Raw genomic sequence first — 15,613 nt, 5'->3', positions numbered from 1 at the left:
TTCATGAGGTTTCTAGTAAAACATTTATAAAAAAAATAATTCAGGTGAGTATAACTGATTGGTCAATTAAAATTATCTATTGATACTTGTACTTTAAATCATCATAAATGTTATTAAAAAATCATTTTTTATAGCTAAATAGTGTACTTTAATAAAAGCCATATATTTTACATTGAGTGAGTAACAAGTTAAGTGTCTTTACAGTCCTATACTCTTTGCTGTGAGTATATATCGCTTCATTTCTACACCTAAAAATGTGTATCTCTTGCTTGGATTTGACTACTGGTCTATGTAGCCTCCAACCTTGTATACTCAAGGGGATACTTGTGATAGCAATAAACAAAGGGGGCATATTGCTAGTTATCGACGACTCTTCCTACCGTTCACTAAGTTATAACAGTCGTATACGTTTTCTGGTGGTTCACTATACTGCAATTAATTTTGTCGAGGCAGTGGCTGCGCTCACCACTAATGTGAGCGCTCACTATCTTCTACCTTGTTTAGAGGATTCTAGCTATCCTTTCCCTGACTTACGTACCTTTAAGTTGGTAGATGAATCGCAACGAGCTTGGCATGCTGGCATCAGCGCCTGGGAGGACAGAGTTAATATCAACGACCAGTCTATTGGTATCGAGATTGTTTATCAGCCAGAGGAAAGGGCTAACTCAGCAGATTTGGATTTTCCTGATTATCCTACCGATCAAATCAAACAGTTGATTTTATTGTGTAAAGACATACTACAACGTCACCCCGATATTACCCCTACCCGTGTTGTTGGCCACTCAGACATTGCTCCAGATAGAAAGGCAGATCCTGGGCCAAAATTTCCATGGCAGCACTTATACTTGGAAGGAGTTGGGGCTTGGTATAATCCCGAAACTGTTGAATACTATCAACAGCAGTTTCGTAAAACCCTGCCATCTGTAATGGAAGTTCAACAAAAGCTGAAAGCCTATGGTTATCCGATAAAGCTGACAGGTGTAGAGGATGAGCAAATGCGACAGGTTGTGAATGCATTTCAAATGCATTTCAATCCCGAGTCTTATTATGGTCAGTTAGACATAAAAACCGTGGCAGTACTTTATGCATTAGTGGATAGGTATTTTTAGCTTTTAACTTTATTAGGGGACTTTTACTTATCAGCAGTAATATCTGTGTAATGTTTTAACACCCATTTATATACCAATGATTTTTTCAAGCGAAATAAAGCGATATTAATTAGGTCTACATCTTCTTTAGCAACAGAACGTTTGCTAAATAGCAAATGAATACTATTATCGTGAACAACTAATGGGTGAAATTCAAATTTTCCAACCAGTTTCATTTGACGCGTTAAAAAGGTTGCAGCTACTTGATCATCAACGACAGCTGTTAACCTACCTGCTTCAAGTAACTTCATGCGCTGTTCTGGACTGGAAGTCAAGTGCACTTTTTGTTTTAGGTTTTTATCTTCAAGCACTTTTTGAAACTCAGGGCCATAATAAGCACCATTACTAGCTCCAATTTTAACGTCGTATTTATTGAATAGCTTCATCAAATTACTGGCAGGATATTTTTTTGATTCTCCTTTGCGGAAAACTAATAGCATTACTTCCCGTCGATAAGGATCAGAATAATAACCATATTTTTGTCGTTCTTCAGTAATTGATGCGGCTGTCACCATATCAATTTTGCCTTCTTTGACCAAATTCAGTGCACGTCGTCCAGGAATTTCTTGAAGTTTGTACGGACATCCCGCTGCAGTAAGTAGCAGATCCATAATCATAGCATCTAAACCATCAGGTTGGCCTTTATCCTTGGTCATAAAAAAAGGCTCCCATTTATTCCATGCAGCCTCAAGTTGTTTTGAACAGGCAAATACACTTGTAACGGTTGTTAGAAGAAAGAATAAAAAAATAAAAGCCTGATGCCACTTTTTCATAACAAGCCCCGAAAAGTGCAAATTAATTTAAGGTAAGCTTATATGATATGGTGGAAACTACCACTACTTTAGTGTTATTCTTAAAACTTATTTATTTTTAAATTGTGGATTCCTTTTCTCAATAAAAGCTCGCATACCTTCTTTCTGATCCTCGGTTGCAAATAATGCATGAAAAGTTCTACGCTCAAATAAGATACCTTCTTGTAAGCTTAACTCTAAAGCACGATCAACAGCTTCTTTTGCCACCATAGCAGCAGGCTTTCCATAAACAGCGATAGTTTCTGCGGCGGCAATAGCTTCATCTAGCAATTTATCATCTGGAATAATGCGTGCAACTAATCCAGTACGTTCAGCTTCTTCTGCGTCTATCATTCTACCAGTTAAAATCATGTCCATGGCTTTGGATTTACCTACTAACTTGGTTAATCGTTGTGAACCACCTATCCCAGGTATAACGCCAAGTTTGATTTCTGGTTGACCAAATTTAGCGGATTCCGCAGCAAAAATCATGTCGCACATCATTGCCAGCTCACAGCCACCTCCCAGTGCATATCCGGATACCGCTGCAATTGTTGGTGTGCGTAATGCTGTGAAACCATCCCAAGCAGCAAAAAAATCTTGATAAAACATGTCCATATAAGATTGGTTAACCATTTCTTTAATATCAGCCCCAGCAGCAAATGCCTTTTCTGAGCCGGTTATGATAAAACAACCTATTTCGGGATCTTGATCTAATGGTTGTAAAGTAGTGACTATTTCTTTCATAATCGCTGAGTTCAGCGCATTTAACGCTTTTGGTCGATTCAGTTTAACAATAACTACTCGCCCTTTGCGTTCTATTAAAATATTCATAGTTTCCTCATTGCATCATTTTTATTAGATAAAACTTCCTTATGAATCCCAAATAGCACCATATGCAGGAATTCCTCGAATTTCTAAGCCATGGACAACTTCATAAGTTAATTTCTGATTTGAAATACAAATAACCGCTTCGGCATTAAAATAGCGATAGGCTAAATAAGCCAGTTTAACCATATCTGGTTTACCACTTTCAGTAGTGTCCCAAATAGTAGCATTAGGCTCTGCTGCTAAGATTTCATCGACTAAAGCATCTCCGTAAGTTTTACGAGGGCTTCTTGTTGACCAAACTAAATGAGCAGGAACTTCTTGGGCCAATAAATGAGGTAGGCAAGGGCCTATTCCACTACCTGTTGCTACATAAACAACTCGTTTAAACAGTTTTTCAATGTTGGCAACACCTGCTGTAGGAATACCTTTTACCCATACATGACTTGGAGGGCTATCAATAAATGCACCAGTCCAATCACCTGCTCTCGAAATAGTTAAGCGATATCCTTTTTCACCGGGTTTGGGTACATTGGCAAAGGCGTGCCACTCGGCAAGTGGATTTAAACTAATTGCCATAGATGATCCAGGAAATGGCGTTACACCATAATTAAAGCGCGCCAATGCAACATGGGATGAAGGGGTAACAATTTCGACAGGCACTTTTTTTAATCGTAACCAGGGAATAACAATGCTAATTGTCACTGCAATTAACAGCCAAAAACCAACACTGGTAAATAAAGTATCCGCTAATGTGTTATCCCTCTTTTGGTCGTTAACAAAAATGACTGTTTGCATCCAAAATAGCAGTAGCGCAGTCCAGCCTCCAAAGCGGTGGATTAGCTCAAAGTTATTATGAAAACGAGCACGATTGCTAGGTAAAGCCATCACTACGATTAACATTAATAGTGCTAATAAAACATAGGTAATAACAACTGTTCCGAGCGATATTCCTGGTAGATTACTTGTAAATTGATAAGTGATGGAACCAGCAAAAGCAGCGAACCAAATAGTAGCAGCAACAGCACAACCGCTATGTAAGCCACCAAAGTGATAAATTTTGCCCAGTGTCCAGCGAATGGATAATGGCCAGCTCGTAGGTGCTCGGGTTGCAAGCCAGAACAAAAAATTAATAACATATTGCTGGCGCATTATGATGGCAATTGACATGTTAATAACCACTATATTGGATATTCCACCAAGTGCAACCCCTTCAGCAGTCCACCAGTTATATTGGAACATACCCAATAAAAGCAAACTTAAGTTAACTAATGCCACTAAATAAACAAGACGGTTGTAGTGCATTAATTTTTCGTGCTTACCCAGACGTTGCAATAACCTTTTTTCTTTAGGTAGTTTTACACTGGGTAACTTAATCTTTGATGCATCTACCGGCTGATTAGCCGGTTTTATTTTTTTATTAACTGGTTTTGTTGATTGTTTTTTTAATGGCTGTTGGCTTGTTATTGGTTTAGATGTGTTTTTGCTCTTAGCTGTCTGCTTAGTTTGATTTTTGTTGTTTGCTTGTTCTACTATTGTAGCTTGCTCTGTTACTGAGCTTTTTAAGCTTGCAACGTTACCCATTATGATGTCTCCTTTATCATTTCTGGTTGTTGCTGGTCGTGATGTTGTTGGGCAATTTTCAGCAACTCTCTTTTATCTACTTTGCCTCGACTGGTTTTAGGTAACTTATCAATTGCGAAAATCATGGATGGTACGCAATAGTAAGGAAGGGAATCTGCAATCACTAGTTTTGCTGCTTCTGTATCAACACTTTGTGGGCTAACAAAAGCAACCAGATGACGGCAATCCAGTTTTAATGTAACGGCTTGGGTGCAACTGGGTACCTTTTCCAAAACTGCTGATACAGAGTCAAGTTCAACTCGAAAACCGCGAATTTTGACTTGATCATCAACTCTACCGAAATGCTCCAGCTCACCATTTTTGGTCCATCGACCAAGGTCTCGAGTGCGAAACATTATTTGTCCATTACCAAGAAAAGGGTCTGGAGCATAACGTTCTTTATTTAATTCTGGGTTATCTAAATAGCCTGCTGTAACACAATCTCCACCAGCCCACATTTCTCCTACTTCGCCAATTGCGCAGGGTTGCATATTGTTATCAAGAATGTACACGGTATTATTTGGGGTCGGTTTACCAATGGTAAGCGCTTTAGAGTCCTTATGATAATGCTGTACGGTATTAACTATTGTGGTTTCAGTTGGTCCGCAGGAGTTATGGAATTTGCAAAAAGCAGCCCATTTATCTGCCAACGGTTTAGGGCAGGGCTCACCCGCAACAGCCACAACTTTCACATTATGACACTGGGCAACGTCTAGAGAGCCAAGCACTGAAGGTGTTGCAATTACTACATCTGCTTGCTGTACCGCTTGTTGAATATTTTTCCCTCGAATTACTAATGTTGCGCCGTGGGTTAAACACCCTAGTATTTCCCACGCAGCCATATCAAAGGCAATACTGAGAATTTGCGCTACTTTCATTCCTGGTTTAATTCCCAAATTACCAGGCTCAGTTAAAATAATATTACAGACATTGCCATGAGTTACTTGCACGCCATTTGGAGAGCCGGTTGTGCCTGAAGTAAATAAAATAAAGCAGTTGTCGCTGGCTTGAATTTCGATTTGAGGGTTTTGATCAGCCACTTCATCGTTTAGTGGTGATTGCATGATTTCATCAATTGCAATACAAGTGTGCTCTGCTGGTACGGGAATAAGAGGTTTTAATTTTGAGAGTGTTAAAATAATCTTTGTCTTTGCTGCTTTAATGACATGTTTTAGCTGCTTTTCTGGAGCAACTCCTACATGCTGTGGCACATATGCTGCACCTAGTTTAAGTACTGCAAAAATTCCAACTAACATCGGAATAGAACGTTCCAAAAACAAAGCAACATTATCGCCTTTTTTTACACCTTGCTTTTTCAACAACATAGCAAGTCGATTAGCTTGATGGTTAAGTGCTTGATAACTAATTGATTGCCCTAAATATTCTGCTGCAATGGCATTTGGTTGTACTGTAGCCTGTTGCTCAAAGGCATGGTGGATACAGGTATATGGAATAGCCTTAATGGGGCCTTGGCCAAATTGCTCAAATAAATACTGGTCGTGGTGATTAAGATTACTAATAGCTTGTTGTAAGAAAGAGAGCTTTCTTGTCTGGCTATTTGTTTTTTGTGCTAAATTGTTGGTTGAAGCGGTATTATTGGTTTCGCTCCAATGAATAGCCGACAGTTCTTGACTTATTATATCTGCAAGATCACTTGTATTCTTACTCTCAATAAAGTGTTTGTCATTTAATTTATTTAATACGGAGCCTATAACAGTAACTACGTGTTTATTTTTAATTAATTCATGCTCTGCGAGGTTTAACTTATTGTTAATATCACTTATTTTATTTTCTGTTAGTTTTAGTTTGCTTTCTAGATGATTAATTATTTCAGAAGAGTCTTCACAAATATCATGAATAATCTTTTTATATAAATCCTCTGGTTGTTGCAAGTGTTCGTTATGGGGATAGGTATCTGGGTTGATGTTCTTAGAAATCCTGACGTTAGCTTTTGAGTCTTTTCTTGGGCTGTTTTTCAGCCAAATTGACATTAGGGTTCTTGGGTCACTATGTTTTAGCTGCTCTTTTAACGAAGCTCCTGTGACCACCATACCTTTTTCTTTAATTTTTAAACCGGCCTGTACAACTTGCTCGATGTTCATAAACACTACACCTGACTGGAAATATCACTCAACAAAAATACTTTCAAAGGTTATGTATATTTTATGTAAATCATTTTTTCTTTAATCTAAGCAATCTTTTAAGGTGTGATTATTAAATTTAACTTATATTTTGTGCTTTTGTGATTAGTGTTTGAGTTTTTGTTAATGTTTTGAGTGAGAAGAAAATCCAGCTATAGACTTCAATAAAGAGCATAAATGTCTTCTTTATTAAAAATCAAATGCAATAAAAGTTTGATGGATAAAGCTCACATCAATAGTCATTGCTCAATAATGAGCTGCAAACACTTTTCAATTTAATGGATCTAAGATAGTAATAGATAACTTATTATTTTTTTAACCTACCTTTTATAAACTAATTTTATTAATAACTCTTAAGCTAAATTGCCACTCAAGAATAACTCATTAAATAGAACGGCAACTAAACAACCTTGTTTCATCTAATGATTGAAAAATGAGACATCAATTCTAAATAAAATCGACAGTGTGAGTTTGTTTAAGAAAGAGTTATACCATTTTTTTTGATGTAGATAATGAAAGGAGATAAGCAGGCCGAAAATAAATAAGCTTAAGGGCTATTTAGGGGGAATACAAAACAAAGAAGACTGATGGGTAGGGGTAGTTCTGTTTTGATTAAAATGAAAGAAACCTTAAAGGAGATCTTGTTAGTTTGTGGACCCCACTTTTATGAGGTCCACGTTTTTAGTAGTGCTCTATAGTTATTCGCTATGCTGGGTTCCTAAATGGTTAAGCATTGATTCGCTATACCAATTTAAAAAGTTAATCACTCCAAACTCATATGTTTTTGAGTAAGGGCCAGGCTCATAGGCCATCGAGTTAATCCCTAATTGGTTATCTTCAGCAAGCTTTCTATCTTGGGAGTTAGTGGCATCCCATACTTTTCTCAGGTTTGCTGCGTCATAATCAACACCTTCCACAGCATCTTTGTGAACCAGCCATTTAGTGGTGACTAAAGTTTCCTGAGGACTTAGTGGTGTAACGATAAATGCAATTAAATGATCACCCATCGCGTGGTTCCATGAGTTAGGCAAATGCAATATCCGCATTGAGCCTAAGTCAGGGCTTTTAATACGCCCCATCAGTTTTTTGCAGCCTGGCTTGCCATCCATGGTCATGGAAACTGTTCCTTCCATTAGTGGCATTCTCACAATTCGGTTTCTTAAACCATGAGAAACATGTTGATGAGGGATTTTTTCTGCTTCCCAATCCGCCTGTTTACGGGCAACATGAGCCTTAAATTCATCTGATGCACGGGGGTCAGTGGTGTCATCCCATTCTAATAAACTGTTGAGTAATTCTGGGTGTGAACCATTACAGTGATAACACTCACGGTTGTTTTCAATGACCAGCTTCCAGTTAGCCTTTTCAACAATATTGGACTCTACCGCTACTTTTGCATTTTCTAAGTCATAAGGTTCTAGGTAGTGTTCTAAATCATTAATAAAAGAATCTATTTCTGGAGGGTATTCAGCTAAAGAAATAAAAATATAGCCGCCAGCTGTTTTGACATGGACAGGCTTTAATGAAAAGTTACTCTTACAGAAGTCGTCTCCCATTTCTGTGCCAGCAAAAATGAGTTGACCATCAAGTTCATAAGTCCATTGATGGTATGGACATACTAACTTTGCGACTTTACCTTTAGGCTGCAAGCAAACTTTAGAGCCACGGTGTCTACACACATTATGGAATGCCTGTATTTCGTTATGCTGATTTCTTACAACAAGTATCGGATTATTACCGATATCGACCGTAAAGAAATTACCTTTTGCAGGTACTTCGCAAGTTAAACCTACAAACAGCCACTCTTTACAAAAAATCTCTTCCATATCAATTTGAAAGAGATGAGGATCATTATAAAAAGGTTGGGGCAGGGAGTAGGCTGGGTCACGATCTTGCAGCATTTTGGCTACATCCAGACGAGTAATGCTTGTGCTGGAAAGCTGCTTGATATCAATCAAGTTACCCATAGTGATACCTCATCATTATTTGTTATATATACGGCAACATTTGTTGTAGGCTAAATCGTCCGTAAGTTTAAGCACCTCTAATATTGGCATTGGCTTATTTTTATACTGCTCATGTTATTGGCATGAGCACTCATACTCTAGTGGCGCCTGTTATGAAATAAGTGGCATTTAGCAGGCAATTAACTCATTTGCTATCAGGTGCATGACTGCATCACTAGGTACTTAGAGGCACATTGTTAATTGTAGGCATTCTGATTAATAAACCTACTAATAACATAGTTAAAAGCGACCTGGCAGAAGTTGGTTTCCGACGCGAATAAGGCAAGGGCTAACTATCGGCTGCAAAAACTATTTGTAGGTCGTTTTTAGGTAACCTCACTTCCAGCCCCTGACCCAAAATCCAGTAAAGTCATAAATAGTCAAAATTGCTTCAACACTAAAAGATCAAGCAATAAAGACCCAATAAGAAATAACCGCTAAACGGAAGAGAGCAGTGACATGACCGAAGCCTTCGCCAATCCAACTGCATTAGATGTGTGGCAGCCAGGTACCTTAAGTGTGCGTTGTGTGGCTGTGATTCCTGAAACCCATGATGTGATGTCTTTTTGGTTTCAAACTGAGAAGCCAATGATATTTCACTTTAAGCCTGGGCAGTTTGTAACACTGAATCTCACTATTAATGGAAAGCCTCTTCAGCGCTGCTATACCATAGTTACTTCTCCTTCTCGCCCATACTGCTTTGCTATTGCTGTTAAACGTGTGCCCGACGGGTTTATTTCTAACTGGCTACACGACAACTTGAGTGTAGGTGACACCCTTGAAATTCAGGGCCCTGCAGGCATATTTACCAACATTGATTACCCTGCTGAAAAAGTACTTTTACTTTCAGGAGGTGTAGGCATTACCCCTGTTATGTCAATGGCTCGTTGGTGGGCTGATACTATGGCTGATGTTGATGTGGTGTTTATCCATAGTGCTAGAACACCTTCTGACATTTTATTTTTAGAAGAACTAACCCGGCTTGATGCAGTAATGCCAAATTTTAAATTGGTCGTTATTTGCGAAAAAATTGAGCCTGGCCAAAGCTGGTATGGCTACCGGGGTTTTCTCCATAACAATATTCTTGATGCAACAACCCCTGACTTATTAGAAAGAGAAATTTTTTGCTGTGGTCCTGGCCCATATATGGCAGCTGTCCAGCAAATGCTGCAAGAGGTTGGTTTCGACATGAGTCGATACCACGAAGAAAGCTTTATCACAGCACCAGAAGAGAATCCTGAAGACGCAGCCAATTATGTAGAAGTTACATTCGACGAATCAGAGCTTATCACTGTTGAATTTGCTGCTTCAGAAAAAGTCGCCGAAATACTACCTGGTGAAACTATTCACCAGGCTGCTGGTAAAGTGGGCTTGCACATGCCAAGGGCTTGTGGTATGGGGCTTTGTGGTACCTGTAAAGTTTTGAAAAAGTCTGGCGAGGTTTCGATGAACCACAGCGGTGGTATAACTGATGAGGACATTGCTGAAGGCTATATTTTAAGCTGTTGCAGTGTACCTACTGGCGATGTTGTTGTCGACTTCTAAACCATTTTCATACACAACACTTGTTTTCTATTCAAACTGTGTGAAGTAACCCCTCTCACGAACACTGCTTTTGTAACAGCCTCAGTGGGAGCTAAGCGAGTAGGTAAATAAAAATATGGAAAAATACTCAGGTTTTGGCCTGCTCAAGCACGCCTTAAGCTACCACGAAAATTGGCAACGGGTATGGCGCAACCCCACCCCCAAATCAAATTATGATGTGGTTATTATTGGTGGTGGTGGCCATGGTTTAGCAACTGCTTATTACCTTGCCAAAGAATGTGGCATTACCAATGTAGCCGTTATTGAAAAAGGCTACTTGGGAGGAGGCAATACTGCACGTAACACCACCATCGTTCGTTCTAATTATTTATGGGACGAAGCGGCACTGCTTTATGAGCATGCCTTAAAACTCTGGGAAGGCTTATCACAAGATCTGAACTATAACCTGATGTTTAGCCAGCGTGGCGTTTTAAACCTTGGCCATACTTTGCAAGATATGCGGGATATCGAGCGCCGAGTAAATGCAAACCGTCTTAATGGTATTGATTCTGAAGTTTTACATACCCAACAAGTACAAGAGTTGGTACCAATTCTTAACTGTTCTTCCAATGCCCGGTATCCGGTACTAGGGGCATCTTGGCAGCCTCGCGGTGGTGTTGCCCGTCACGATGCGGTAGCATGGGGTTTTGCGAGAGCAGCCGATGCCTTAGGTGTTGATTTAATTCAGCAGACTGAAGTCACAGGCATTCGCCGGCAAAATGGCGTAGTTTGCGGCGTCGAAACCAAAAATGGATTTATTGGTGCGAAAAAAGTCGGCTGTGTAGTAGCAGGCAATTCTGGCGTATTAGCCTCCATGGTAGGAATGCGTTTACCACTGGAGTCCCACCCCCTGCAAGCTCTAGTATCAGAACCGCTCAAGCCAATCCTTGATACTGTGGTTATGTCTAACCACGTACACGGTTATGTCAGCCAGTCAGATAAAGGCGACTTGGTTATTGGGGCTGGTATCGATAGCTATAACGGTTATGGCCAACGCGGCTCTTTTGCCACTATTCAACATACGGTTGCTGCCATAGTTGAAATGTTCCCTATTTTTAGCCGGGTACGAATGAACCGCCACTGGGGTGGCATTGTTGATACCTGCCCAGATGCCTGCCCCATTATCAGTAAAACCGATATTCCTGGTTTGTATTTCAACTGTGGCTGGGGAACTGGTGGCTTTAAGGCAACGCCAGGTTCTGGTCATGTATTTGCCCATACCATTGCAAACGATAACCCACATACATTAGCGGCTCCATTCAATATTGACCGCTTCTACACAGGCCATTTGATCGATGAACACGGCGCTGCTGGCGTAGCACACTAGCGGAGGGAACTGAAGATGTTGCAAATACACTGTCCTTATTGCCAGGAAACCCGCGAAGAAGACGAGTTTCATTACGCTGGGGAAGCGCATATTGTCCGACCAGAAAACCCTGAAACGCTCTCTGATGAAGAGTGGGGAGACTATTTATTCTTCCGTAAAAACCCACGGGGCCTGCATCATGAGCGCTGGTATCACACTGCAGGTTGTCGACGATTTTTTAATGTGACGCGAAATACCGTGACCTATCAAATTCTAGAAAGCTACAAAATGGGGGATAAGCCTCAGGTAACAGCGGAGGGAGAGCAGTAGTGAGCCAAGTTAATCGCTTAAATCAGGGCGGCAGAATAAACCGCAACCACCCCATTCGCTTTACCTACAATGGTCAGCAATACCAAGGCTTTGAGGGGGATACCATTGCGTCGGCACTATTAGCCAATGGTGTAGATATTGTTGGTCGTAGTTTTAAGTACAGCCGGCCACGAGGTATTGTCGGCGTAGGTTCTGAAGAGCCTAATGCTATCTTGCAAGTCGGCAGCACAGAAGCAACCAGTATTCCTAATTTAAGAGCCACTCAAACCGAACTTTATGATGGGCTAGTTTGCGAGAGCGTTAGCGGCTGGCCGTCAGCTGAAAATGACGTAATGGGTTTGGTAGGTAAGCTGGGTGGTAACATGATGCCCCCTGGTTTTTACTACAAAACCTTTATGTACCCTGAAAGCCAGTGGCTGACGTATGAAAAATATATTCGTAAAGCTGCCGGACTAGGACGTGTTCCTCAAGAAACAGACCCTGATCGCTACGACAAAATGCATCACCACTGTGATGTGTTAGTTGTTGGGGGTGGCCCTGCTGGTTTAGCTGCAACTTTAGCTGCTGCAAGGACTGGCGCAAGAGTTATCTTGGCAGATGAACAGTCTGAATGGGGAGGTTATCTACTCAACAACACAGAAACCCTTGATGGACTGCCAGCCAGCCAGTGGGTCAGTAAAGTAATAGGTGAGTTAGGCTCGTTGGCCAATGTTAACTTGCTAAGTCGCACCACTGCACTTGGTTATTACGATCACAACCTGGTAGCACTTGTGGAGCGCTGTACTGATCACGTTGGTGAGAATCAGCCTGGTGTTCGACAACGGCTACACAATGTTCGTGCTAGCCAAGTTATTCTGGCAGCTGGAGCACAAGAGCGCCCACTAGTCTTTGGTAATAATGACCGACCTGGTTGCATGCTTGCATCAGCAGTAGCTACCTATATTAATCGTTATGGTGTGGTACCCGGAAACAAATTGGTGCTAATGACCACCAATGATTATGCCTACCAAACAGCTCTCGACTGGCAAGCAACTGGTCGTGAAGTAGCACTGATTGTTGATACTCGGGCTAACCCTCAAGGTGAATTAGTCAAGCAGGCTATCAGCAAAGGTATTCGTGTTCTTACTGGGCATGGTGTAATTAATGTTAAAGGCAGCAAGCGAGTTAAAGCGATTGAAGTAGCACCATTGAGTGCTGATGGCCATCAATTGACCGGCAGTGCTGAACAATATGAATGCGATACCGTAGCAAGCTCTGGTGGATGGAGCCCAGTGGTACACCTAAGCTGTCACACGGGGAGTAGGCCGGTTTGGCGTGATGAGATTGGCGGCTTTATTCCTGGCGAAACTCACCAGGCTCAATGGTGTGTAGGTGGCATCCAAGGTACTTACTCACTGGAAAAGGCATTACAAGAAGGGGTTGATACTGGTTTGCAAGCAGCTGTTGAGTCTGGCTTTGGTAAAGGAGACCAGACAATAGAATTGCCTAAAACCAATGAACCTACTGTTGAGCAAGGCCAGCTTCTATTTCACATTCCACACCACCAACCATCCAGCCGGGCACCCAAGCAGTTTGTGGATTATCAAACTGATGTGACCGCAGCAGCTATTGAGCTTGCGGCACGGGAAGGGTTTGAGTCTGTTGAACACGTTAAGCGCTATACTGCCATGGGCTTTGGAACTGACCAGGGCAAGCTGGGTAACATCAACGGGATGGCAGTTTTAGCTAAAGCATTAGGCAAAACGCTAGCTGAAACGGGCACGACTATATTCCGGCCGTCTTACACCCCCACTACTTTTGGTGCCTTAACTGGACGAGAAGTAGGTGAGCTGTTTGATCCTAAGCGTTACACCGCCATGCATAGCTGGCATGAAGCAAATGGCGCACTATTTGAGGATGTGGGCCAATGGAAACGCCCTTGGTATTACCCTAAACCTGGGGAAACCATGCATGAGGCTGTTGCTCGGGAATGCTTGGCTACGCGAAATAGTGTTGGTGTTTTAGATGCTTCAACACTGGGAAAAATTGATATTCAAGGACCAGATGCTCGTGAATTCCTCAACCGCATTTACACCAATGCCTGGAGTAAACTGGCTGTTGGTCGCTGTCGTTACGGCTTAATGTTGAAAGAAGATGGGATGGTGTTTGATGATGGGGTTAACTCCTGCTTAGGTGAAAACCACTTCTTATTAACGACTACTTCTGGTGGTGCTGCTGGGGTGCTGGAGTGGCTGGAAAACTGGCATCAAACAGAATGGCCAGAACTGGAAGTTTACTTCAACTCCGTTACGGATCACTGGGCGACTATTTCTATGTCTGGTCCTAACAGCCGAAAAGTACTGGAGAAAATCTGTAGCGACGTTGATCTTTCCAATGAAGCTTTTCCTTTTATGAGCTGGAAAGAAGCAACGGTTGCTGGCGTTAAAGCCCGAGTATTCCGGATCAGCTTTACTGGTGAACTGTCTTTCGAAATCAACGTGCAAGCTAACTATGGCCATTATGTGTGGGAGCAAGTGATGGCTGCTGGTGCTGAATTTGGCATTACCCCTTACGGCACTGAAACCATGCACGTCTTACGGGCAGAAAAAGGGTTTATTGTTGTTGGCCAGGATACTGACGGTTCTGTCACTCCTTTTGACTTAGGGATGGACTGGGCTGTTGGCAAAAACAAGCCTTTCAGTTTCATAGGAAAGCGCTCAATGGATCGTAGTGACTGTATTCGAGTTGATCGCAAACAGTTTGTGGGCCTCAAGCCGAAAGATCCTAATGCGGTTTTGCCGGAAGGTGCCCAACTGGTACTCAATCCTGATCAGCCCAAGCCAATGGCAATGATTGGCCATGTCACCAGTAGCTATCAAAGTGCTTGTCTGGGTTACTCTATGGCTTTGGCAGTAGTAAAAGGTGGCCACCATAAAATGGGTGAAACCGTTTTTGCGCCATTAGCAGATGGCCGCACTATTGAAGCTGAAATTTGTTCACCAATATTTTTAGACCCCAAAGGAGAGCGCCAAAATGTCTAGAGTCGCTGATGATGTATTTAATGACCAGCAATTGGCTGTGCGAGCAGAATCTCCGCTCCACCATTTGGGGTTAACTGCAAAACCTGCCAATCAGCCTCAAGGTGGCGTGCAATTAAAAGAGCAGGCATTACAAGGGCACCTTATTTTAAGGGGGGATCCTAATAATGAACTATTTACTAAGGGAGTGGAAAAAACTCTGGGAACAGCTTTACCAACCCAACCTCATCAAAGCAGCCAAAGTAAGACAGCTGTGGTGCAATGGTTAGGGCCTGATGAGTGGCTAATTTTAGTAGACGGTGGCAGTGAAGCGCAGATAGAGAAAGAGCTGTACGAACATCTCCACGGCCATTATTTAGTGGTGGATGTGAGCGGTGGTCAAACTATTCTTCACTTGTCTGGAACAAACGCTGAGCAGGTTTTGCAGAAATCTACTGGATATGACGTGCATTTACGGAATTTCCCAGTAGGGAAAGGTGTGCAAACCACTTTAGCAAAAGCTACTGCATTAATTCGCCGAACAGAAACTAATACATTTGAGTTAGTGGTCAGACGCAGTTTTGCTGATTATGTATGGCGCTGGCTGGTAGATGCCAGTGAAGAATATGGATTATCGATAGGTAGTTGATTTAGGCTAACACTAAAGTTAGCGGATATGGGATGGTAGGATATTCTGTAGCCTAAGGCATGGATGCCTTTTTAGCTCTTGATAGGCTAGGGACGGCACTTCAAGAGTAGTGGAAGAATATCCAGTTATTCCATATCGAACACTTAATATACTTTTGTATCTGTTAGTCCCCTCTCATAACAAACTACCCAGAATAACAGGTTAAATTTTC

At 41.6% G+C, this 15,613-nt stretch carries 11 protein-coding genes; 6 read left to right on the top strand and 5 right to left on the bottom strand.

All coding sequences use genetic code 11. The features are described 5' to 3' along the window. The first annotated feature begins 326 nt into the window (after positions 1-326). Positions 327-1,109, top strand: coding sequence for an N-acetylmuramoyl-L-alanine amidase (locus G4Y78_RS28125; protein WP_230425662.1), 783 nt, complete (start codon positions 327-329; stop codon positions 1,107-1,109). A gap of 23 nt (positions 1,110-1,132) precedes the next feature. Here G4Y78_RS28125 and G4Y78_RS28120 read toward each other — a convergent pair whose 3' ends face one another. The 5 genes from G4Y78_RS28120 to G4Y78_RS28100 form a co-directional block, all read right to left on the bottom strand. After that, the gene (locus G4Y78_RS28120) at positions 1,133-1,921 is read right to left on the bottom strand and encodes a substrate-binding periplasmic protein (protein WP_163836246.1); all 789 of its coding nucleotides are present in this window, start codon (positions 1,919-1,921) and stop codon (positions 1,133-1,135) included. A gap of 87 nt (positions 1,922-2,008) precedes the next feature. Beyond that, positions 2,009-2,773 carry an enoyl-CoA hydratase gene (locus G4Y78_RS28115; RefSeq protein ID WP_163836245.1) on the bottom strand — a complete coding sequence of 255 codons (765 nt, stop codon included), beginning with the start codon at positions 2,771-2,773 and terminating at the stop codon, positions 2,009-2,011. A gap of 39 nt (positions 2,774-2,812) precedes the next feature. Beyond that, positions 2,813-4,351, bottom strand: a complete 1,539-nt coding sequence (locus tag G4Y78_RS28110; protein WP_222937606.1) for a hypothetical protein — start codon at positions 4,349-4,351, stop codon at positions 2,813-2,815. Beyond that, complete coding sequence (locus G4Y78_RS28105) at positions 4,351-6,492, bottom strand: amino acid adenylation domain-containing protein (protein ID WP_222937605.1); 2,142 nt, start codon at positions 6,490-6,492, stop codon at positions 4,351-4,353. The genes G4Y78_RS28110 and G4Y78_RS28105 overlap by 1 nt, the downstream gene beginning before the upstream one ends. 737 nt (positions 6,493-7,229) lie before the next feature. After that, positions 7,230-8,498, bottom strand: coding sequence for an aromatic ring-hydroxylating oxygenase subunit alpha (locus tag G4Y78_RS28100; protein ID WP_163836244.1), 1,269 nt, complete (start codon positions 8,496-8,498; stop codon positions 7,230-7,232). A 498-nt stretch (positions 8,499-8,996) separates the two neighbouring features. On the opposite strand from G4Y78_RS28100, the gene G4Y78_RS28095 reads away from it, so the two are divergent. The 5 genes from G4Y78_RS28095 to G4Y78_RS28075 all read left to right on the top strand — a co-directional run bounded on the left by G4Y78_RS28095 (position 8,997) and on the right by G4Y78_RS28075 (position 15,402). Next, positions 8,997-10,082 (top strand): hybrid-cluster NAD(P)-dependent oxidoreductase, encoded by a 1,086-nt coding sequence (locus G4Y78_RS28095; protein WP_163836243.1) that lies wholly within the window; start codon positions 8,997-8,999, stop codon positions 10,080-10,082. Between the two features lie 115 nt (positions 10,083-10,197). Then, the gene (locus G4Y78_RS28090; protein WP_163836242.1) at positions 10,198-11,448 is read left to right on the top strand and encodes a sarcosine oxidase subunit beta family protein; all 1,251 of its coding nucleotides are present in this window, start codon (positions 10,198-10,200) and stop codon (positions 11,446-11,448) included. Positions 11,449-11,463: 15 nt separating this feature from the next. Continuing rightward, entirely contained in the window at positions 11,464-11,757 is a 294-nt protein-coding gene (locus G4Y78_RS28085; RefSeq protein ID WP_163836241.1) for a sarcosine oxidase subunit delta, read from the top strand. After that, positions 11,757-14,777: a sarcosine oxidase subunit alpha gene (locus G4Y78_RS28080; protein WP_163836240.1), complete on the top strand. Its 3,021-nt coding sequence runs from the start codon at positions 11,757-11,759 to the stop codon at positions 14,775-14,777. Before G4Y78_RS28085 ends, G4Y78_RS28080 begins: the two co-directional genes overlap by 1 nt. Further along, positions 14,770-15,402: a sarcosine oxidase subunit gamma gene (locus tag G4Y78_RS28075; RefSeq protein WP_163836239.1), complete on the top strand. Its 633-nt coding sequence runs from the start codon at positions 14,770-14,772 to the stop codon at positions 15,400-15,402. The genes G4Y78_RS28080 and G4Y78_RS28075 overlap by 8 nt, the downstream gene beginning before the upstream one ends. Positions 15,403-15,613: the final 211 nt, after the last annotated feature.

Origin of the sequence: Spartinivicinus ruber (genome assembly GCF_011009015.1) — a bacterium.
Lineage (GTDB): Bacteria > Pseudomonadota > Gammaproteobacteria > Pseudomonadales > Zooshikellaceae > Spartinivicinus > Spartinivicinus ruber.
This window is presented reverse-complemented; position numbering and strand designations above follow the sequence as displayed.

Coding starts and splice junctions, on each gene's coding strand:
- G4Y78_RS28120 (WP_163836246.1), bottom strand. CDS start 1,921: ATGAAAAAGTGGCATCAGGCTTTTATTTTTTTATTCTTTCTTCTAACA.
- G4Y78_RS28115 (WP_163836245.1), bottom strand. CDS start 2,773: ATGAATATTTTAATAGAACGCAAAGGGCGAGTAGTTATTGTTAAACTG.
- G4Y78_RS28110 (WP_222937606.1), bottom strand. CDS start 4,351: ATGGGTAACGTTGCAAGCTTAAAAAGCTCAGTAACAGAGCAAGCTACA.
- G4Y78_RS28105 (WP_222937605.1), bottom strand. CDS start 6,492: ATGAACATCGAGCAAGTTGTACAGGCCGGTTTAAAAATTAAAGAAAAA.
- G4Y78_RS28100 (WP_163836244.1), bottom strand. CDS start 8,498: ATGGGTAACTTGATTGATATCAAGCAGCTTTCCAGCACAAGCATTACT.
- G4Y78_RS28095 (WP_163836243.1), top strand. CDS start 8,997: ATGACCGAAGCCTTCGCCAATCCAACTGCATTAGATGTGTGGCAGCCA.
- G4Y78_RS28090 (WP_163836242.1), top strand. CDS start 10,198: ATGGAAAAATACTCAGGTTTTGGCCTGCTCAAGCACGCCTTAAGCTAC.
- G4Y78_RS28085 (WP_163836241.1), top strand. CDS start 11,464: ATGTTGCAAATACACTGTCCTTATTGCCAGGAAACCCGCGAAGAAGAC.
- G4Y78_RS28075 (WP_163836239.1), top strand. CDS start 14,770: ATGTCTAGAGTCGCTGATGATGTATTTAATGACCAGCAATTGGCTGTG.